A 17913-nucleotide genomic window follows, 5' to 3' on the forward strand; every position below is an offset into this window, starting at 1 on the left:
CCATTGCGCCGCTAAGTTTACGCCACTACTACAGGTAGAGCTAATCTACTCTGCTTGAATTAATCTCTCAAGCCTTAATAATTAAATAGCCTTAGAGTGAGAACTATTTATGATTTACTGGGTCTGCTAATAAAAGGGAGTGTTTATGCAAAACAAGTTTTTCCGTTGGTCTAGCGTGCTGTTACTGAGCTTTCTGCTAGCGGGTTGCGGTATGCGTTTTGTGTACAACAACCTTAGTTGGTTAGCCTATTGCTATATCGACGATTATGTGGATATGAATAGCGAGCAACGCGCAGTATTCAAACCCATGCTTAGCCAGTGGTTAGATTGGCACCGTGGAGAACAACTACCGATTTACTTAGCCCAATTGAAGCTGTTTAGGGCGCAAGTAAACAACGGCATTAGTCAGCCGCAATTGCTTGAGCAAGTTGATGCGTGGCGTGAACACTATCGCGTTTTGGCCTCTTACGTATATCTTGATGTTGCTCAACTGGCGCAAACGGCTTCTCAGCAGCAACTTAACGATTTTATGAGCAAACTGGCTGAGCAGCGAGATGATGCGGATCGTCAACAAAGCCATTACGACTACCGCGTTGAGCACTTATCTAAAAGCGTTGATCGTTGGTTAGGTAGTGTAAGCTCCCAGCAAGAACAAGTTATTCAGCACGTGGCTAAGCAGTTGATTGATACCCGACCAGACTGGCATACGGTGCAAAGTAAATGGCAGCAGTACCTAGCCTTTTCTTTGGGGCAACAGCGTACAAGTGATAATTTTGAACAGCAGTTTTATGTATTAATGGTTAACTCTGAGCAGCTGTGGCCACCAGGATTAACGGAAAGACTCAAGCAAAATCAAGTATTGTGGGCGGGTAGTATGAGCGAGGTTCTTGCGTTGGCTAATAAAAAACAAAAGCGTCATATCTTGGCTAAGATAGACGCTTATATTGACGACGTGCAATCACTGCTTGAAGACAAGTCGGAGCCAGTTAAACCTGCCGTGGTAGCAGGTTTAATTGAACAGTTTGCTGTTAAGCAGCCACTTTTAGTGGCGAGCTGTTGTCTTGGCGAAACTGCACTGGGCGACCAACAGGTAAAATAGTACGGCCGTATTCTGCGTTAAGCACTTGAGCCATTGCAAAGTAGATAGCTGATAAACCACAGAAGATACCTTCGAAGCCAGCAATAGTGCCAATCAGTTCACTGCCAGTAAAATCACGTAGTGCAAGCAATGCAAACAAAATGGTTAAGCTACCAAATACAACTTGTTTAGCGGTTGGGTAACGCAATGAACCAACAAACATAAACGCAGTGAATAAGCCCCATAGTGCTAAATACCAACCCATAAATGCATGTGGGCTGGGCTCTGCTAGGCCCATCTTAGGCATGATTAACAAGCCAACTAGGGTTAGCCAAAATAAACCGTAAGAAGTAAATGCGGTAGTACCAAAAGTATCACCACGTTTGAAACACATAATGCCAACAATTACTTGTGACAAACCACCATAGAAAATGCCCATGGCCAAAATCATTGCATCAATCGGGAAAAAGCCAGCATTGTGAATGTTCAGTAAAACGGTGGTCATACCGAAACCCATTAATCCAAGTGGTGCTGGGTTAGCGGTAGTAGTATTGCTCATAGTATGTGATTCCAATAAAAAGGTGAAAAAGCGCTCGGCTTAAACGGGTGTGCATTATCTGAGCGAGCTTAATCTATCGATGTGATCTAGATCAATCTTTTCTTGGGTTTTTTGTTAAATTGTATGACTAATTAATTCCACCTTTTGTAAACCCTAAAATACAGACAAGGACTTAGCCTAAAATATGCCACATTGCATCGTTGAGTATTCCAAAGATCTTCCCACTACATTCGATATAGAGCAGGTACTTTTGAGCTTGTTCGAGGTATTAAAAGACAGTGCCGAGTTTGAAGAAGCATCAATAAAACTGCGTGCTATCGCTTACCCGGATTTACTCAGCGGTTTAGATGAACATAGTTTTGTACATGTTCGCCTGCATATTTTATCGGGGCGAAGTACTGCACAAAAGCGGGCGTTAACCGAGGCAATGGTTGAACATTTGTCACCTCAGCTAAACATGGTGAAAAGCTTAAGCGCTGAAGTGGTGGATATTCAGCGCGAAAGTTACAGTAAGCGAGTTATTTAGTTGGTTTTGTCTAATGTAAATTTGTCGAGCAAGGTGAGGCGAGTTAAGGCCAGTTGGGTAGGGCCTTGCTGTTGCTTGATAAAACGCAAACAGCCAATTTCACAAAACGCCAGGTCACTAGCCACTGGATAGAGGTTAAAGCTAAGTTCGTTGTCTTGTAAATCTTTGCATAACAAACGGAGGCCTTGTGCTTCGCAGTTTGCGATGGTGACGTAGTCTTGCTGATTGCCATAGTCTCCAGCGAGTGCGCTAAGGTCTAGTTGTTGGTTGGTGGGTAAGTGGTAATCGCTATTGTGCTGCTCAAACATCCAAGTCCAAAAACTAGGGCTGTTATAGAGGTCTTGCCAAATGTTATGTGGGTGCTGCGGATACCAAGTGGTTTGCAGCATGGCTTGGCGTGGCATGTGGGCGAGTTTTTCGGCTAATTCCAATGAAAACTCAGCCGGAATCACTTCATCTTTTAGCCCATGCGCTAACCAAATAGGTAAGTGGCTAAGGCGTTGGTAGAGCTCTTCGCATACTGGTCGCGGTGGCGTTTTTAGCGACCACGGTGCTAAATGGTTTGGATCTCCTGCGGCCAACACACTTAGCGCGGCAAAGCGCCTTGGTTGAGCCAGGGCTAGATTCATTGCGCCAAATCCCCCCATACTTAAACCACTTAAATAGATGCGGCTTTTGTCGATGTTAAATTGTTGCTCAATTTCATCGAGCAAGCTAATGAGCTCGGCAATCGCCCAGCCTTCTCGACCCTCGGGTACATGTGGGGTGATGCAAATGGCGTTTAGGTGGTGCTGCTGTAGATAGGCATTTGGCCCAAATTCTAATAAGTGCTGTATGTCTTGGCCTATTTCACCGCGACCATGCAAAAACAACACTAAAGGATAAGCGGTATTAGAGTCTAACTGGCTAGGTTGGCTTACAAGGTATTGGTAGGAAGGACGCTGCTGATGAGTATGCTGCTGAACCGAGAGAGTATGAGAATGCGCTGAGTTCACGTTAAGCTCCTTTTTGCTTAATACCTAACGTGAACCATCATAGCGAGATAAAGGGATTAAAAATAGAGACGAACCACTGATTCCACAACACAAGCTGGGCGACGACAACCCTCAATTTCAACGGTAATCTCTTTTACCAACTCTAAACCACGTTTAATTGGCGATACACGGGTTAAACGGGTGCGGGCACGAATGCGGTTGTTCACCTTTACTGGGTAAGGGAAGCGAACTTGGTTAATTCCGTAATTCACCATCATTTTAGCTGAAGGGTAAAGCGGCTTGTCTGGATCTACGCTCTCAGTTAAGGCCGGCAATAAAGACAGAGTGAGAAAGCCGTGGGCAATGGTTGATTTAAAGGGGGATTCTTCAGCCGCGCGTTGAGGATCGGTATGTAACCACTGATGATCTTTCGTCACATCGGCAAACTGATTGATTCGGTCTTGAGTGACACTTAGCCACTCACCAATATGAATCTCTTCGCCTAACTGCATCGATAACTCTTCAAGCAGTGCTTCAGCTTTTGGGTGTAACTCAATCGTTTCTTTAAAGCTAGCTTGTTGCTCGCCATTGGAGCTTAGCTGGTGCTCTTTTACCCAGTTAACTAATTGATGGTGATGGGCTTTATTAAGAAACTCTATCCAATAATCACGAATGGCTGGAGACAACCAATCTTTAAGTTCAAATGGGTTTTGAGCCAACATTTCACGTTTTTTCTTAATAAAATCAACTACTTTCATCTTTAATTCCTAATACATCTAGGCTCAACTGTGGGCATATTCTAAGATAATCGACTAATCAGTCAAATAAATCTGTCGGCTATCTGTCAGTAACTGTATTCAAATATAGGCACAGTCGATCTAGTCGGCAAGGCTGTAACTAAGCAAATTAGTCACAATAGACAATAGTTTAGCTGATTATCTCAGCCAAACTTGCAGGTCGCGAACAATTCTATTACCACTAAAAATGGGATGTGGATCTTCGATTGGGTCTAGCGCAAAGTAATCGCGTTGTTCTTCTGGCAAGGCGTGATAACTGCCCCACACTTGATAGAGCCAGGCTTCGGCATCCCAAGATAATTGCTGCTGCTGATAATACTCTAATGCAGTTTGCCCTGCAGCGCTTTCTATAACGCCGAGTAAGTAATCCTCAACGTCTTGCTTAATCCTTTGCTCCTGCAAAGAGAATTCATCAACACTGGCGAGAGAGACGGCATGCTCAGGCTCACCATCAAGTTTATGGGGTTGTCGCTGTAAGTGAATTTGACTTACTGCATACAGTAAGTCTTGCTCGTGTTCAGGGTTGTGAATATCAACGCTGGCGCTGTTAAGTAAGGCTGGTGCTTGGTTGAATAAGCTCGCAACATCTACCTGATTGGTGGGGTCTTGCGGGCTAAAATCTGGATGCTGAGCATGAAACAGCTGCAAGCCTTTTAGTAAACGAGATTTACCGCGTAGCTCACGAAAACGTCCTAATAAGGTCAGCAGTCGCGTCTGTACCACCGCCAGTTCTTGCGTACAGTCAAATACTGCTTGGCTTAAGTTAATTGCTAATACTCGGCGCAGTTCCCGAATATCACCAGCAATTTGGCTCAAGGTATCAAAGTTTAGTAGCGATAAACTGTCGAGCAATTCACCCACTTGCTGTTGAGCCAGTTCGTTCTCGCGAATCTTTGCGCTTAAGCTTGGTACATAACCAAACTCATTGTTAATACGGCTCCAAAGTACCCTTGAGCTGTGTCGCAAGCTTTCGGTAAGGCTATAGCTATGTTCGTTCAAATCACTGAGATAAACGTCTGCAGCGGCTAAATCACCAATGTGCAGGGCTTCTTTATAATGCGCAGCGAGGGTTTTAATTGTTTCTAGGCGTGAACCAACGTTGGCGTCAATTTGGCGATTTCGGGTATCGCTTAGTGCTTCTTCGAGCAATGAACGCAGGTTTGAGCTTAAAATCAAACCTTCGTCGGCAGAAGGACGCCAAATAACCCCGGCTTTAAGCAGTGACTCAACTTGTTTGCTATCGAGTTTGGCTTCATCCAACTTGCCGTTCACATAAGCATGCATCAAGCTCTCGCCATGGCGGGCCAGTAGCTTAAATAGTTTTAACCCGGCTTGTTGCAGGTGTTGGTTCACAGTAGTGGCTCCTGCTGACCAATCGCATCCATGGCTTGCTGTTCTAAACCTAAACCTTCGGCTTCATCAATAAAGCTGATCACTTCAAAAATGTAATCCACTTTTGCTGTGGCAATGTAAATTTGCTTTTCTTGGTTAGGGCGCACCAAATAGCCCTGCTCACATAGCCGTTTAAAAATCTGTTTTAACTGGCCATCAACTTGCGTGCTAGTAGAGCCAAACAACCTATATTGGGAGATTTTAGCTAACTGTTCTCGCAGTGCTGGCGTATCTTCTACTACGGTTTGCAGCTCACTTAAACGTAAAGCGACGCCTGCGCTAATGGGGGCGTCATGGCCCTGGGCTTCTTGGCTCAGTATTAGCCACTCGGTGAGCGGCAATAAGCTACCGGCAATATCACTAAATTGTTGGCTAATCACTTTGTGTTCGCTATCGCCTAACTCGCGATAGGCGCAAAAATACAATTCGCCTTCGCAAGCGCTAGCTAAACGGCGGTTAAGTACATGCAAGTGGCTATCGATACGTTCGCGGTTGGCTTCTTGTGCCAAAAAGGCATAACCAGCTTCATCGCTAATTTGGCAAATAAACTGCCCGCTTAACAAGGCTTCTAATACTCGGCCGGTTTCGCTCATGCCGGTGGCGCTTAGTTTGCTCATAGTTCGGCCTCGCTAGCAGCTTGTTGGGTGGCTTTAGCGGCTTGCGCAGCTTTAATTTTTTCTTTTAGTAAGTTGACCCGTGGCTGCACCACCTGAAGCTGACGCTTCTCGCGGTTAATAATGTAGCGGTGGGTAAATAAATCTAATACTTCAGATTCTGGGTTAGGGAAGGCACCTAGAATGCGAATTTGGTTATGATCACAAGCATCGAAGATCTTCTTCACATTGCTTTGGTGCAAGGTGCCTAGTTCATCTATCGGCCAGTGAATATAGGTATCAGCGTTGCCACGTAATAAGCGAGTAAAGGCCAATAAAAACTTACACAAAATAAGGTAGGCCATACCATGACTACTGGATTCGTTGAGTTGGCGGTCGGTTCTAATCACCAAATCGCTGTTGCCTTCACGCAAGGTGAGTTCAATCAGCAATAAGCGAGAAACGCCCTCTTTAAGCGCGCTACGGCCAATAATGTCTAAGGCAACACGCATGCTGTTGGCGTAGTCTTCGTTTGGTAATTGGTTAAAGCCTTGTTGCTGCCAGCGCTGGAAGTTATCTACAAAAGCTTTTAGCTCGTCCCAAAACTCTAGTTCGCTAATTTTAGAGCGAATAATTACTGCAGAATCAGACACTCCATCAAGGCTTAAATCTTCCCCAATTTCGCGTGTAATTCGGCGGCTTTGGCTAAGAATGCGTTGGTCGATGTCGCTCAAGTTCTGGTAGAAACTGCTAATGCTCATGCCTAGGTTGCGGCCATGGTCGATCAGCCCTTGTACTTTTTGTGGTACTAAACCATTCAGCAGTTCTGATAAATGCGGCACCAGCTCACGATAAGCGAGAGTAGGTTCTCCGTCTTCGCTGTGCCTGCGGCAAGCGGCGCGCGAGCGCTCCCAGGTTTCACTAAGGTCTGAGCCCGCTTGCTGGGCTAATAGGCTATCGAAGTGACGTACCGACTCATTTACTTGTTCTAGTTGTTGGTTACGTTGCTGAATTTGCTGCTCAGCTTGGCGAGTTCGTTCTGCGGCAGACCCACCGTTGCCCTCAGCTTTATGCTGCGGATGAGCAACTAAGGCCAACTGCTTTATTTTGCGTAATAGGTTCTGAGTGTGTGCATGTTGCTGCTGTACTTGCTCAAGCTGTTGTTTGAGCTGGCTTAGGCTAACTTGCTGAGTATCTCGCTGTTGCTTGTAGGTGGCGAGCTGCTCATTAAGGGCTTGTTTAGCGGTGCTTTGTTCTTGGCGAGCTTTTGCCAGTGCATCATTTAGCTGAGGTTTTTGATTTAGCCAGACTTGCTGGTGCCAAATCTTGTATTCGCTCACTTCATCACGATATTGCTCAGCATCTTGAATTTGCTGATTAAGCTGGCGTTTTTGTTTGGCTAAATCAACGATTAATTGGTCGTCTAAACCTTGCGCTTGTAGTTCGCCACGATACCATTGTTCAGATTGCTTTAAGGCTTGTTTAGCCTGAGCTTGGCGCTGGCTTACGGCATCTTGTGCTTGGCTTAATTGCGCGGCAATGGCGTCTATTTTTTCTTCCCACCAAGCCATTTTCTCTAACTTGGCTTCTTGATGTTGTTCGCGGATCTCTTCAAGATAATCTTGATGCTGAGACTGCGCGTTTTGCAGGTAGCTTTTAAGTTTGGTCTGCTGCTCGCGGGCTTCACTTTGGCGCTGTTTAAGGGCGCTTGAAAAGCTCTCTTTGAGTAGCAGCTTTTCTTCTTGTAAGCGTTTTAGTTTATCTTCGCTGTTGTGATGAGTGGCAGTGGCTTCGGCTACGCTTAAATCTTGCTGTTGCACCGCTTTGTTGGCTTCACTGAGCTCGGCTTCAGCTTGCTTCAGTTGCTTTTGAGCCTCTTGAAAAGCGTGTTGAACTTGCTCTAGCTGCTGTTTTATTTGCTCTTCGGTGGCGGCACACTCTGGCGCTTCAATGGCTTTTAAATCAAGCGCAAGGCCAAATACGCTATTGCTTTTGTCATCACTGTGAGGTTTTAAATCACGGCGGTTTAGCAGCTCTGGATTGATCAACTTACCAATGCTTTGTTCCCACAGAGGGTGTTCGCTGCGTAAGTGAGCCAATAAGCTGCCATCGGCCGGCTGTAAGCTATCTTTTAAGGCGCTAAGTTTACCCTCTAGTTGGCGACTATTTTGGCTAGCGCTAGCAAGTTGCTGGTCGGCTTGTTGGCGTTGCTGCTTAAGGGTTTGCAGCTGATCTGAGTGCTGGCGTAATTGGCTAGATAATAGTTGCTGTTGCTGGCTGGCTTCATCAAGGCGATTATCCATGATGTTAAGCTGGCGGCTTTCATCTTCGGTATAACCCATTTGCAAGGTGCCAGCTTCTAGCTGGGCCAGTTCCAACTGGTGTTGATGTTGCTGTTGCTGAAATTTGGTTTCTAGCTGGCTTAACTGCGCTTGCTGCTGTTGTTGCTCGCTACTCAATTCTGCTTGCTGTTGTTGTTTCTCTTGGTTTAACTGTTGCTGTAACTGGTCTTTGTTTTTGTGCAGCTTGTTTAACGCGGTGTTTAATTGCTCGTTAATCTCACTTTTACGCTGATTAAAGTGGGCTTCAATATCGCTATGCTGCTCGGTGAGTAGCTGGTGGCGCTCGCTTACTTCGCGAACCTGTTCACGCCATTGGGGCAGTTGCTCAACGGCTTTAAGAGCTTCTTCAATCTGTTTGTCTTGCCAAGCTTGGTAGTCATCTTCGATGTGATTAAGTTGCTTGTCGAAACTGCTCACATCGGCATTGGCGCTAGAGACGGCTTGGTTTAAATGCTCACGCTGGTTTTGCCATTGTTGCTCTAATTCACTGAGTTCATGCTTCAGCTGATTGAGCTGACGTTGCGCTTGCTCATTTTGGGCAAATAGCTCGCTTTCGTCATTTTGTAGGCTGGTATCTAGTTGTAGGAGTTGGGCTTCGCTAGCGAGTAACTGCTGGTGAATTTGCTCAAGCTTTACAAATTTAGGGCGAATAACTTCGAATTGCTGAATCAGACGGGTTTCTTGGATCCAGGCTTGGGCTTTGTTGGCGTCAACCCAAGTGGGTTTTAGTGTCACGCCTTCTTCCTCTAAGATGGCGGCAATCATCGATTTGATGGTTTCCATCTTGCCTTCTTTAGAGTGCACTGCTTTGGCTAATTTTTCGATATGACGTAAGCCGTGTTTAGGGTCACACATGGCAAACTGGCGGGCGTAGGCTTTTAGGTCACTATCGCCAGCATTTTGTAGGCTGCGGTCATTTTGAATAATGGCGCGATATTCACGAGTATTTAAAAAGCGAGTAGTGGCGAGTTGAGCACCATTAAATTCAAGCTTTTTAAGATGTTGGCCAAGCTTCGCGGGGGCTAAAAACCAGGTGCCTTGCTCGTCTTGTTTCTCAACAAAGTCTTCGAGAACAAAAGGTTTGCCAATAAAGCGGTACTTTACCCCTTGGTCTTCACGACCGGAGGATAATACCACTTGGGCTTGTTGGCCGTTATATTGCTCATACTCGTAAATGATGTAGCTGGCTTCTCGTGGCAAGTACCATCGCTCAAAACTATCACGGGTGCTAGGTACAACTCGGCTAGGGTATTCACCATAGAACACGGGAATAAGACGCTGCAGGGTGGTTTTACCCGAGGCATTGGTTCCACAAATGTTACTGTGTTGGTCGAGTTTTAGTTCTACTACACCGTTAAGGTGAGTATCGATCAAGATGATCCGCAATAAGCCAGACAAAATGCATCCTTTTAATAAGCTAGATAAGCCTACTGTTTAATAAGTGAGTAGGCGCTGCCGCTAGGCAGGGCAATAGCGCAGTTTAACTAAGAAAGGGCATGGAGCGAAGTCTTGTTAAGAGTGTTTGCTCAAAAACTGTTAGTTATCATCAAAAAAACAATGTTGTGCTGTTTTCTTGACTAGTTGTTTAACTATTGCAGATTGTTAGCGCTTGTGGAATACTCCTGCGCCCTTGGGTTCTCTTACCCCAATCATCAAAAAGATAGGTCGTAACAATATGTGGTTTTTACAATTAACTGAGGCCGAGCGCCGCAGTGTTCTTATTTTGGCTTTGTTTCACATTGTGGCCATTGCTGCCAGCAATTATTTAGTGCAATTACCCTTCACCATATTTGGTTTTCATACCACTTGGGGAGCGTTTACTTTCCCGTTTATTTTCCTAGCAACAGATCTTACGGTGCGTTTGTTTGGCGCGAGCCGAGCACGTAAAATTATCTTCACTGCCATGTTCCCCGCCTTGTTGGTGAGCTACTTGGTCTCGGTATTGTTTTATCAGGGCGAATATCAAGGTTTAGCGGGATTATTAGCTTGGAATGGGTTTGTGGCACGTATCGCTTTAGCAAGCTTTCTGGCTTATTCGGTGGGTCAGCTACTCGATGTGAAGGTGTTTGATCGCTTACGCCAATTAAAATACTGGTGGGCAGCCCCTGCTGGCTCGAGTGTATTTGGTAACTTGGTCGATACCATTTTGTTCTTTGCTGTGGCCTTTTATGCCAGCAGCGATGCTTTTATGGCGGAACATTGGTTAGAAATTGCTTGGGTAGATTACGGCTTTAAACTCGCGGTGAATATCGCCTTGTTTGTACCTTTATACGGCATGCTACTGCACTTCTTACAAAACCGCCTACAAAGAACAAAAGTGGCGGCGTAAAAAAAAGAATAAAGCAACCAACAAGCGCGGTTGGTTGCTTGCCAATTAGTTCGCAGCTTCTTGTTGCTGTTTCACTTGAGCGGCGGCTTGTTGCAACATCTCTTCTAGTTTTTTGTGATGACCTTTAGCGACCATTGCGCTGGCTAAGGCGGTTTCACGAATCAAGGTTGCATTAAGCGCTTGGCTCTTTTGCCCCACAGGGGTTTTGTAAAAAGCCACCAATTGCTCCAACTCTTCATCAGTAAAGTGCTTTAAGTATACCTCTGCAATTTTTGGTTTCATTTCATCCCAAGTGAGGTAAGTCTCGGCCCATTGATTAAGTACCGGTTCAAATTTACTCAGCGGTGGGTTTTGACGAATCAATGCTTTATTGAGATTGGTGCGAATAATCTGCATTTGCTGTTCGCTGTTATTGAGCTCTAGCAAATCATTGATAGGGGCAGCTTGTAGTGAACAACTGGCAAGTACTAAGCTGGCAGCAAATAGCTTTTTCATAGGTTCTTCCTTGAAGGCACGTGTTGATAATGGCTTATCAATAGTTCAAATCTTAGGTGTTTAGCCTACACCTTCTGTCATTGTGGGGAAAGGATTGTAATAGCAGAACACGCTGCGCTTGCGTTAAAATAGTGGGCTTGTTAAGGGATAAACCGAGTTATTGTTATATGGCGAAAGCAAAGCACCAAGTAAAGCTGCACAGCTTTGGAATTTATAATAAGTGGGACAGCGATAGCAAAGCGCTGCCTCAGATTACTGAGTTTACTACTCAGGTTGAAGCGCAAATAGATGTAGAATTTGGCCTTATTGTGAACATTAAAAAAGCCAAAGGTCAAAAGGTGCGTTACTGCATTTACCACCCTGATATTCCTGATTCCGATGGTCAAATCATGGCTCCCTTTGATGGGGAAGAATATGTGCGCAGCAATGATTGGGACTTTTACCTAGGTGACACTATTTGGCCACCGATTAGTAATAAGTTAGGTACCTGGCGAATGACTTTGGAGTTAGCTGGCGAGCTGATTGCGGATAAGTCTTTCGAGCTATTTCAAGATAGCCCTGGAGACCCAGCGCAGTTTTACCGTAAACGCGGTATGTAAAGTACTTAGGCTAATGGGCAGTTAAGCATCCAGTTAATAGCAAATTGGTCGCACACTCGGCCAAATCGCGCTTGCCAGAAAGTATCTTGTAGCCCCATGATGATGTCGCCATTTTCCGAGAGCTTGTTAAACACCGCTTGCTGGTGGGCTAAATCGCTAAAATTTAGGTTTAGCTCTATATTTCCGGCACTTTTTAGTTGCTCACCGGGCATGCCATCAGAACCCATAAACTCCAGCTCTCCGGCTTTAAAATGACAATGCATTATGTTGTTAAGTAACTCGCTGGGAATAGGCATATCGGTTTGTGTATCGCCAAAGCGCATTAAGGCTATTACCTCACCATCGAAACACTGCTGGTAAAAATCCAAAGCTTGCTCGGCTTTGCCGGCAAAATTAAGGTAGGGAATGATGGTTTGCATAGGCATTTCTCCAATGCGCAGTAAAAAGAAAGGGAGTAAATACTCCCTTTGGTATTAGTTGAGACTAGTTATAGTCTTCATCAATGTATCGTTCTAACTGCTTTCGTTCGTTGTATTCATCAATGCGCCGACGGGCACGGGCCTTGTCGCGTTGGTTTTTGTGACTTTTTGCGTTATGGCTCAGGTCTTCTTCTTCCCATTCGTCCATATCGTCATAGCGTGATCGTTTCATAAGCTTGCTCCAAGCCTTATTTCATCGGGACTGATCAGCCCAACTTCTTGATTTTCTCGCGGTTGCGAGACACGCAAAATGTGCAGTAAAAAGTATAGTAGGTAAAATGAATATTTTGTTACTGCAGTGTTACCGCTAAAGTGACCCACAATCTCTCTTAAGCGCTTGTCAGTTAGCTCTTGATTAGAAGACAAAAATCCCACTGGCTGCTAGCTTTAGAAATCGATAAAACTGAAAACAAGTAGAGCTTATCTTCACTTATTGTTGGTTTTTTGCTGTAAAAGTAAATTTTAAAGCGATTTTCTTTCTAATTGTTCGAAAGCTTTTTCACATAAAATTCAATTTTTTTCGACACTTTTTTAAGCGATGCTATAAAAAGAAGAGATTGTTGAACAATGTACAAGGAGAGCTGGTGAGTATTCGCAATACTGAACAAGGCTATGGTTGGGTAGCTATTGGCTTACATTGGCTGGTAGCGTTGAGTGTATTTGGGCTTTTTGGCCTAGGCTTGTTTATGGTTGACCTTAATTACTATTCTAGCTGGTATCAAACTGCGCCAATGATCCATAAAAGCGTGGGTATATTGTTATTTATGGTGATGTTGTTTCGTTTGCTGTGGCGTGGGCTTAATCCGCACCCAGTAAGCCCAGAGAATCATCAGCAGTGGGAAAAAACCGGCGCTAAAGTAGGCCATTTCCTACTTTATTTAATACTGTTTTGTTTAATGATTTCGGGCTACTTGATTTCAACAGCCGATGGGCGCGCCATTTCAGTATTTGAATGGTTTGAGATCCCTGCAACCGTGACTGGAATCAATCAACAAGAAGAACTGGCTGGAGATGTTCATGAAATTCTAGCGTGGACATTAATCGCCTTAGTTGCTGGCCATGGGTTAGCAGCACTTAAACACCATTTTATAGACAAAGACAGCACCTTAGTTCGGATGTTAAAACCCACTAAGTAAATCGACTAAAAGGGACAAAAAATGAAAACACAGTTAAAAGCCGCTTTGCTACTTGCTAGCACAATGGGATTGGCTTTACCGGCCAGCGCTGCCGATTACACCATTGATACTCGTGGCGCGCATGCTTCAATCAATTTTAAAGTGAATCACTTAGGCTACAGTTTTGTCGTGGGGCGTTTTGATACCTTTAGCGGTGATTTTAGCTATGACCAAACAGCGCCAGAAGCGACTAAGGTTAATGTGAAAATTGATGCCACTTCAGTCAACTCAAATCACGCAGAGCGTGATAAGCACATTCGTAGCGACGACTTTTTAGCGGTAGATCAATTCCCTGAAGCTAGCTTTAGTAGCACTAAGTACCAAGCCAACGGTGACGATGGCGGCAAGCTATACGGCCAACTTACCCTTCGTGGTGTGACTAAAGAGATAGTGATTGACGTCACTAAAGTTGGAGAAGGTAAAGACCCATGGGGTGGCTACCGCGCTGGATTTGTAGGTTCTACAGAGTTGGTAATGAAGGACTTTGGCATTCCTACAAACTTAGGTCCAAGTTCAACCACGGTTGCGATGGACTTGGTGATTGAAGGTATCAAAAAATAAGCAATGTGTGAGGCTGTCCATCTGGGCAGCTTTTTATGCTTTACAGTTATCTCCCTCCTAACGCTTTCTGCAGCCCGTAAATATGATTATATTAGCTTTTGTTTAGTTTTCTCTGAAACTGTTTTCAGGGCTAGATGTTTCATAATTATGTTGATCAAGTTATCAGATTGAATATAAATGGTTGATTGATATCTTGAATTTGAGCTTAGCCCTAGTTATTTGATACTACAAAGTTTACCCTTGTTGAGTTTATTCATTTCAATATCTGTTGAGGTATTGAGTAATGGTGCCTACTAACTGAACACAGGGAGTGTTTTTTTGACTATCAGCATAATCATCGGCTTGGTTGCATTAGCAGTATTGGTTTTTCGTCTAAGACATATTCAGTATACCTTTGTATGTGAATTACGCTCGGGCAAGGTCAATGTAATTAAAGGGCACGTTCCAAGTTCATTTATTCATGATTGTCGTCAAATGATGCGCGGCCGCAAGGTGGTTGGTTTAGTGAAAGGTCTTAATTCTGATGGCAAGATGCACTTACGCTTCTCTCGCTCTATTGCCCAATCAGACCAAGTACATTTAGAGAAACAGTTTCCACATAAGCTATATAGCAGCAAACATTCAGATATAAACGGTAGTGTCTCGTTAGACTAGATAACAGCTAAAATAAAAAAGCCCGGTTCAACCGGGCTTTTTTATTTGGCTTTCGAAAACATACTGAGCGGAGCTGGTGAGGCTTTTTCCTCTACACCTTTAATGGGGTCCCACACCGGTTTAATAAATGAACGCAACTTAGTGGCAATACGTACCGCCATATTCGCGCCATTGACCGGAATGTATATCCAACGCGAAAATAAAAATACCTTGCGACGAAAAACCCACAAGTACATAGCTTGCTCTGAGTAAAAGCGGTAACCCCAACGTTGTTCAAATAAGCGCGAAGAGGCTTCCGTATATTTAGGGTGCCAACGGAAAAAGAAAAACTTCATGTCGTACCACGCCATGCGAGTTCCTAAGTTGTCAAAAATAACCACGGAGTCTGGTTGAGTGACAATTTTGTAGCCTTTTTGTCTAAGCTGAATACCAATATCGATATGTTCACGGATTACCATATCAGGCAGTTCTATATCCAATAATGCTTTAGTACTGAATAGTACGCCATGTAACTCAAACATCTCGCTGTCTTGAATACCTTGTGGCAACTCTTCTGGCAGGGAGCGGCGGAAGGACTTATGTTCAATTAAGTAATCTTCACCTTGGTAGTCAATGGTATGCACTGCGTTAGTGAATAAGTGGTTGCGCAACTCCGCACCCTTATCTACCCCTTCTTTTTCCAAGGTAACCGGATTGATAACCGCAATACTTGAGTCTGAGTTGGCGATCTCTAATAGTGGGGGCAGCCAATTAGGGGTAACGTTAGAGTCGTTATCAAGAAACATCACGTAAGGCGTATCGATAAGCGGACGTACATTTTGCATGGCTTGAATTGGCGAGATTAATCCATAACTTAATAGCTCAGCGTTGTCGCGCTGGTCCAATTCTTTCACTATTTGTTTTCTTAGCGAGGCTGGATAGTCCAGATCAATCACTTTCAATACAAAAGGATGCTCAGTACAAAGGTATAAGTTACGAATGCAACTGATGATGCCCGAATATCTATCTCGCGGGGTAATGACAACGGTAATCGCGGAATTATCCATATCGCTCTCGCTTATTCTTCCATGATGAGTTGATGAAAAGTATTTAGGTATTTGTCGATCATATGTTGCTTATTAAACTTCGACTCAATGCGTTGTTTGGCCGCCGCGCCAAACTGGTCACGTAGCTGGCTTGACTCAATGAGCTTAACTAAAGCCTGTTCTAGAGCCTCAGGGTTAGCGGCAGGCACTAAATAACCCGTTTCCCCGTTCACTATAATGTCAGGGATTCCGCCAACGTTGGTTGCTACTACCGGAGTATGATGCAAACCCGCCTCGATGAATACTAGACCAAAGGCTTCTTCAAGAGACGGCTGTACAAATATATCAGCAGCTTCCATCCACAAAGAAGAGTTACTAATTTGTCCTAGAAAATGCACCTGCTCTTGCAGACCCATTTTATCTCTATAGCGCTGAATTACCTGGGTGTCTTTGGCTGAACCGCTACCGGCAATATAAAGCTGGCAGTTGTATTTATCACTGATCTGTTTAAAGGCTTTGAGGGTATCTTGGTGGCCTTTAATTCGTCCGAGGTGGCCAGCACTAAATAGCACTATTTGGTCGCTAGGCAGATCGAGTTGCTGGCGAGCACGAGCAAAGCCAACATGTTCAATCTGGGTATCAATACCCCCATGGTTAGCCAAGCAACGTTGCTCACTTAAGCCTAAATTACTGATGAGTAACTGGCGGCGCTGCTCAGACACGGCAATAAAGCGGCTGGTTAAACGCATGAGCAAACGGTTTACTTTGTTGCGTTGGTAATAACGCAATATAGAGCGATGAAAGGTAAGAACCGTAGGCACGCCACATATTTTAGCGGCAAAGCCAGCCCAAATCATACTGCGGTCGCAATGACAGTGAATCAGATTAATGCGGTGTTTGCGAATGAGTTTTATCAAATTGTACATTATACAGGGGCCATCGAATGCTTTGGTGTTAAGCACCACTAAACCCTCTGGTTGGCAAGACTCCAGCTTTGCAGCTTTAAAACTGACAGGCAGCACAAAAACCCCGTTTTCTTGCAAGCCTTCAACGGTTGTTATGAATCTTACTGTACGACCACCTCGTTCGAGGCTTTGTACAACCTCCAACACTCGCAGCGATTCATTCATTTATTCAATCCTTCGACAAAAAATTAACAATTTCTTTGAGTTAGTGAGTGTTCCTTCACTCGTAACTGACTTATCATACAGGCACTAAGGATAGTCAAGTAAGTAATAGTATTGTGAATAAATCGTTAAGTAAAAAGATATCTCATGTGGTGAGCAGTTTACAGGTGGGTGGCGCAGAGCGATTTGTTATCGATTTATGTATCGAACAGCGTGAACAAGGTTTAGAGCCAGACATTATTTCTTTAGGCCATCACGATGACCCTTTGATTGCAGTGGCGGAAGGTTTAGGTATCAAAGTCACTGTCGTTAAAGGAATGAAGGGCCTTGTGCAATGGCGCTTATGGAAGGCCTACCGCAACCAGCCGATTATTCATATTCACTCTCCTGCTGTATTAATGGTATCGCTACCTATTTTGCCTTTGTGTCTAGAGCGCAAAATTGTGTATACCCGACATGGTGCCGCTAAGCTCTCGACTAAACGCTGGCGTAGGGTGCATCAATTTGCCCGCCGTTATATCGACAGTATTTGCTTTGTGTCTGAAGAAGGACAGCAGATTTTTCACGATGTGAATGGCTGGGAGCATGTTGATTCTTCGGTGATTGATAACGGAATAGCAATGCCGCGAGAGCAAGAAGTCGTTCCCCATCCACAAGATGGCCGTTTGCGCATTGGATCAGTAGGGCGAATGGTGAGTTTAAAGCATCAAATTAGCCTGTTGCAGGCAGTTGCTCTATTACCTGAAGATATTCAGCAGAAGGTGGAAGTGCACTTTTTTGGCACTGGCGACCAAATGCCTAAGCTGCAAACCTTTAGTCAACAGCATTTAGCACAGTCTACCGTGGTATTTCATGGTTTAGAGAGTGATAGAAGCAAGATCTATAACCGCTTTGAGCTACTGGCTGTTACCTCAGAAACTGAAGGCATGTCGTTAGCGATTATGGAAGCGATGGCCTACAAACGCGCAGTAGTGGCCAGTAAAGTGGGTGGCAATGGTGTATTAGTGAAAGAGCAGTTAAACGGTTGGTTATTTGATTTTGATGATAGCGACAGCTTGGCTCAAATTATTCAACAAGCCTTAGCGCATGCTGAGACCTTAATCGACTATGGCAAAGCAGGGCGAGAACGGGTGCTTGAAGAATTTTCATTACAGCGCACGCAAAACCAATATCAAAAAGTCTATCAAGACGTAGGCACTAGTATTTAG

19 protein-coding genes are annotated in these 17913 nt (G+C 44.4%); 8 read left to right on the plus strand and 11 right to left on the minus strand.

All coding sequences use genetic code 11. The features are described from left to right. Nucleotides 1–145 precede the first annotated feature (145 nt). Nucleotides 146–1099 carry a DUF6279 family lipoprotein gene (locus FFR00_RS13895; protein ID WP_137674009.1) on the plus strand — a complete coding sequence of 318 codons (954 nt, stop codon included), beginning with the start codon at nucleotides 146–148 and terminating at the stop codon, nucleotides 1097–1099. On the opposite strand, the gene FFR00_RS13900 is transcribed toward FFR00_RS13895, so the two are convergent. Further along, on the minus strand, nucleotides 1029–1637 hold the full coding sequence (locus FFR00_RS13900; RefSeq protein WP_137674010.1) for a GPR1/FUN34/YaaH family transporter: 609 nt from the start codon (nucleotides 1635–1637) through the stop codon (nucleotides 1029–1031). The genes FFR00_RS13895 and FFR00_RS13900 overlap by 71 nt on opposite strands. 184 nt (nucleotides 1638–1821) lie before the next feature. Between FFR00_RS13900 and FFR00_RS13905 the strand changes: the two genes are divergently transcribed. Beyond that, nucleotides 1822–2163, plus strand: coding sequence for a 5-carboxymethyl-2-hydroxymuconate Delta-isomerase (locus FFR00_RS13905; protein WP_137674011.1), 342 nt, complete (start codon nucleotides 1822–1824; stop codon nucleotides 2161–2163). Here FFR00_RS13905 and FFR00_RS13910 read toward each other — a convergent pair. The 5 genes from FFR00_RS13910 to FFR00_RS13930 all read right to left on the minus strand — a co-directional run bounded on the left by FFR00_RS13910 (nucleotide 2160) and on the right by FFR00_RS13930 (nucleotide 9659). After that, the gene (locus FFR00_RS13910; protein ID WP_137674012.1) at nucleotides 2160–3158 is read right to left on the minus strand and encodes an alpha/beta hydrolase-fold protein; all 999 of its coding nucleotides are present in this window, start codon (nucleotides 3156–3158) and stop codon (nucleotides 2160–2162) included. The two genes, FFR00_RS13905 and FFR00_RS13910, sit on opposite strands and share 4 nt — an antisense overlap. Nucleotides 3159–3214: 56 nt before the next feature. Next, a complete protein-coding gene (locus FFR00_RS13915; RefSeq protein WP_137674013.1) occupies nucleotides 3215–3895 on the minus strand; it encodes a MaoC family dehydratase in 681 nt (226 codons plus the stop codon). A 177-nt stretch (nucleotides 3896–4072) separates the two neighbouring features. Further along, nucleotides 4073–5287: a phosphoenolpyruvate carboxylase gene (locus FFR00_RS13920; RefSeq protein ID WP_137674014.1), complete on the minus strand. Its 1215-nt coding sequence runs from the start codon at nucleotides 5285–5287 to the stop codon at nucleotides 4073–4075. After that, entirely contained in the window at nucleotides 5284–5943 is a 660-nt protein-coding gene (locus tag FFR00_RS13925) for a hypothetical protein (RefSeq protein WP_137674015.1), read from the minus strand. Before FFR00_RS13925 ends, FFR00_RS13920 begins: the two co-directional genes overlap by 4 nt. Continuing rightward, entirely contained in the window at nucleotides 5940–9659 is a 3720-nt protein-coding gene (locus tag FFR00_RS13930; RefSeq protein ID WP_161985172.1) for an ATP-binding protein, read from the minus strand. The genes FFR00_RS13925 and FFR00_RS13930 overlap by 4 nt, the downstream gene beginning before the upstream one ends. A gap of 277 nt (nucleotides 9660–9936) precedes the next feature. Here FFR00_RS13930 and FFR00_RS13935 point away from each other — a divergent pair, with 277 nt between their 5' ends. Then, on the plus strand, nucleotides 9937–10590 hold the full coding sequence (locus FFR00_RS13935) for a 7-cyano-7-deazaguanine/7-aminomethyl-7-deazaguanine transporter (protein ID WP_137674017.1): 654 nt from the start codon (nucleotides 9937–9939) through the stop codon (nucleotides 10588–10590). A gap of 45 nt (nucleotides 10591–10635) precedes the next feature. On the opposite strand, the gene FFR00_RS13940 is transcribed toward FFR00_RS13935, so the two are convergent. Beyond that, nucleotides 10636–11085: a DUF2059 domain-containing protein gene (locus tag FFR00_RS13940; RefSeq protein WP_137674018.1), complete on the minus strand. Its 450-nt coding sequence runs from the start codon at nucleotides 11083–11085 to the stop codon at nucleotides 10636–10638. A 167-nt stretch (nucleotides 11086–11252) separates the two neighbouring features. On the opposite strand from FFR00_RS13940, the gene FFR00_RS13945 reads away from it, so the two are divergent. Next, the gene (locus tag FFR00_RS13945; protein ID WP_137674019.1) at nucleotides 11253–11684 is read left to right on the plus strand and encodes a DUF3859 domain-containing protein; all 432 of its coding nucleotides are present in this window, start codon (nucleotides 11253–11255) and stop codon (nucleotides 11682–11684) included. Nucleotides 11685–11689: 5 nt separating this feature from the next. Here FFR00_RS13945 and FFR00_RS13950 read toward each other — a convergent pair whose 3' ends face one another. Together FFR00_RS13950 and FFR00_RS21775 are read right to left on the minus strand one after the other, a co-directional pair. Continuing rightward, the gene (locus tag FFR00_RS13950; protein ID WP_137674020.1) at nucleotides 11690–12103 is read right to left on the minus strand and encodes a VOC family protein; all 414 of its coding nucleotides are present in this window, start codon (nucleotides 12101–12103) and stop codon (nucleotides 11690–11692) included. A gap of 64 nt (nucleotides 12104–12167) precedes the next feature. After that, on the minus strand, nucleotides 12168–12335 hold the full coding sequence (locus FFR00_RS21775; RefSeq protein ID WP_174235959.1) for a PA3496 family putative envelope integrity protein: 168 nt from the start codon (nucleotides 12333–12335) through the stop codon (nucleotides 12168–12170). 412 nt (nucleotides 12336–12747) lie between these two features. Here FFR00_RS21775 and FFR00_RS13955 point away from each other — a divergent pair, with 412 nt between their 5' ends. The 3 genes from FFR00_RS13955 to FFR00_RS13965 all read left to right on the plus strand — a co-directional run bounded on the left by FFR00_RS13955 (nucleotide 12748) and on the right by FFR00_RS13965 (nucleotide 14553). After that, the gene (locus FFR00_RS13955) at nucleotides 12748–13299 is read left to right on the plus strand and encodes a cytochrome b (protein WP_137674052.1); all 552 of its coding nucleotides are present in this window, start codon (nucleotides 12748–12750) and stop codon (nucleotides 13297–13299) included. A 21-nt stretch (nucleotides 13300–13320) separates the two neighbouring features. Next, nucleotides 13321–13899: a YceI family protein gene (locus tag FFR00_RS13960; RefSeq protein WP_137674021.1), complete on the plus strand. Its 579-nt coding sequence runs from the start codon at nucleotides 13321–13323 to the stop codon at nucleotides 13897–13899. Between the two features lie 318 nt (nucleotides 13900–14217). Continuing rightward, entirely contained in the window at nucleotides 14218–14553 is a 336-nt protein-coding gene (locus FFR00_RS13965) for a DUF3634 family protein (protein ID WP_161985173.1), read from the plus strand. 41 nt (nucleotides 14554–14594) lie between these two features. On the opposite strand, the gene FFR00_RS13970 is transcribed toward FFR00_RS13965, so the two are convergent. Continuing rightward, complete coding sequence (locus FFR00_RS13970) at nucleotides 14595–15599, minus strand: glycosyltransferase family 2 protein (protein WP_137674023.1); 1005 nt, start codon at nucleotides 15597–15599, stop codon at nucleotides 14595–14597. A gap of 11 nt (nucleotides 15600–15610) precedes the next feature. Then, complete coding sequence (locus tag FFR00_RS13975) at nucleotides 15611–16708, minus strand: glycosyltransferase family 4 protein (RefSeq protein WP_137674024.1); 1098 nt, start codon at nucleotides 16706–16708, stop codon at nucleotides 15611–15613. 113 nt (nucleotides 16709–16821) lie between these two features. Between FFR00_RS13975 and FFR00_RS13980 the strand changes: the two genes are divergently transcribed. Then, complete coding sequence (locus FFR00_RS13980) at nucleotides 16822–17913, plus strand: glycosyltransferase family 4 protein (protein ID WP_137674025.1); 1092 nt, start codon at nucleotides 16822–16824, stop codon at nucleotides 17911–17913.

Source organism: Agarivorans sp. Toyoura001 (assembly GCF_005405585.1).
Taxonomy (GTDB): Bacteria; Pseudomonadota; Gammaproteobacteria; order Enterobacterales; family Celerinatantimonadaceae; genus Agarivorans.

What these genes read in the sequence shown, in the direction of transcription:
- FFR00_RS13895 (WP_137674009.1), top strand. Translation starts at nt 146, where the DNA reads ATGCAAAACAAGTTTTTCCGTTGGTCTAGCGTGCTGTTACTGAGCTTT.
- FFR00_RS13900 (WP_137674010.1), bottom strand. Translation starts at nt 1,637, where the DNA reads ATGAGCAATACTACTACCGCTAACCCAGCACCACTTGGATTAATGGGT.
- FFR00_RS13905 (WP_137674011.1), top strand. Translation starts at nt 1,822, where the DNA reads ATGCCACATTGCATCGTTGAGTATTCCAAAGATCTTCCCACTACATTC.
- FFR00_RS13915 (WP_137674013.1), bottom strand. Translation starts at nt 3,895, where the DNA reads ATGAAAGTAGTTGATTTTATTAAGAAAAAACGTGAAATGTTGGCTCAA.
- FFR00_RS13925 (WP_137674015.1), bottom strand. Translation starts at nt 5,943, where the DNA reads ATGAGCAAACTAAGCGCCACCGGCATGAGCGAAACCGGCCGAGTATTA.
- FFR00_RS13935 (WP_137674017.1), top strand. Translation starts at nt 9,937, where the DNA reads ATGTGGTTTTTACAATTAACTGAGGCCGAGCGCCGCAGTGTTCTTATT.
- FFR00_RS13940 (WP_137674018.1), bottom strand. Translation starts at nt 11,085, where the DNA reads ATGAAAAAGCTATTTGCTGCCAGCTTAGTACTTGCCAGTTGTTCACTA.
- FFR00_RS13945 (WP_137674019.1), top strand. Translation starts at nt 11,253, where the DNA reads ATGGCGAAAGCAAAGCACCAAGTAAAGCTGCACAGCTTTGGAATTTAT.
- FFR00_RS13950 (WP_137674020.1), bottom strand. Translation starts at nt 12,103, where the DNA reads ATGCAAACCATCATTCCCTACCTTAATTTTGCCGGCAAAGCCGAGCAA.
- FFR00_RS21775 (WP_174235959.1), bottom strand. Translation starts at nt 12,335, where the DNA reads ATGAAACGATCACGCTATGACGATATGGACGAATGGGAAGAAGAAGAC.
- FFR00_RS13960 (WP_137674021.1), top strand. Translation starts at nt 13,321, where the DNA reads ATGAAAACACAGTTAAAAGCCGCTTTGCTACTTGCTAGCACAATGGGA.
- FFR00_RS13970 (WP_137674023.1), bottom strand. Translation starts at nt 15,599, where the DNA reads ATGGATAATTCCGCGATTACCGTTGTCATTACCCCGCGAGATAGATAT.
- FFR00_RS13975 (WP_137674024.1), bottom strand. Translation starts at nt 16,708, where the DNA reads ATGAATGAATCGCTGCGAGTGTTGGAGGTTGTACAAAGCCTCGAACGA.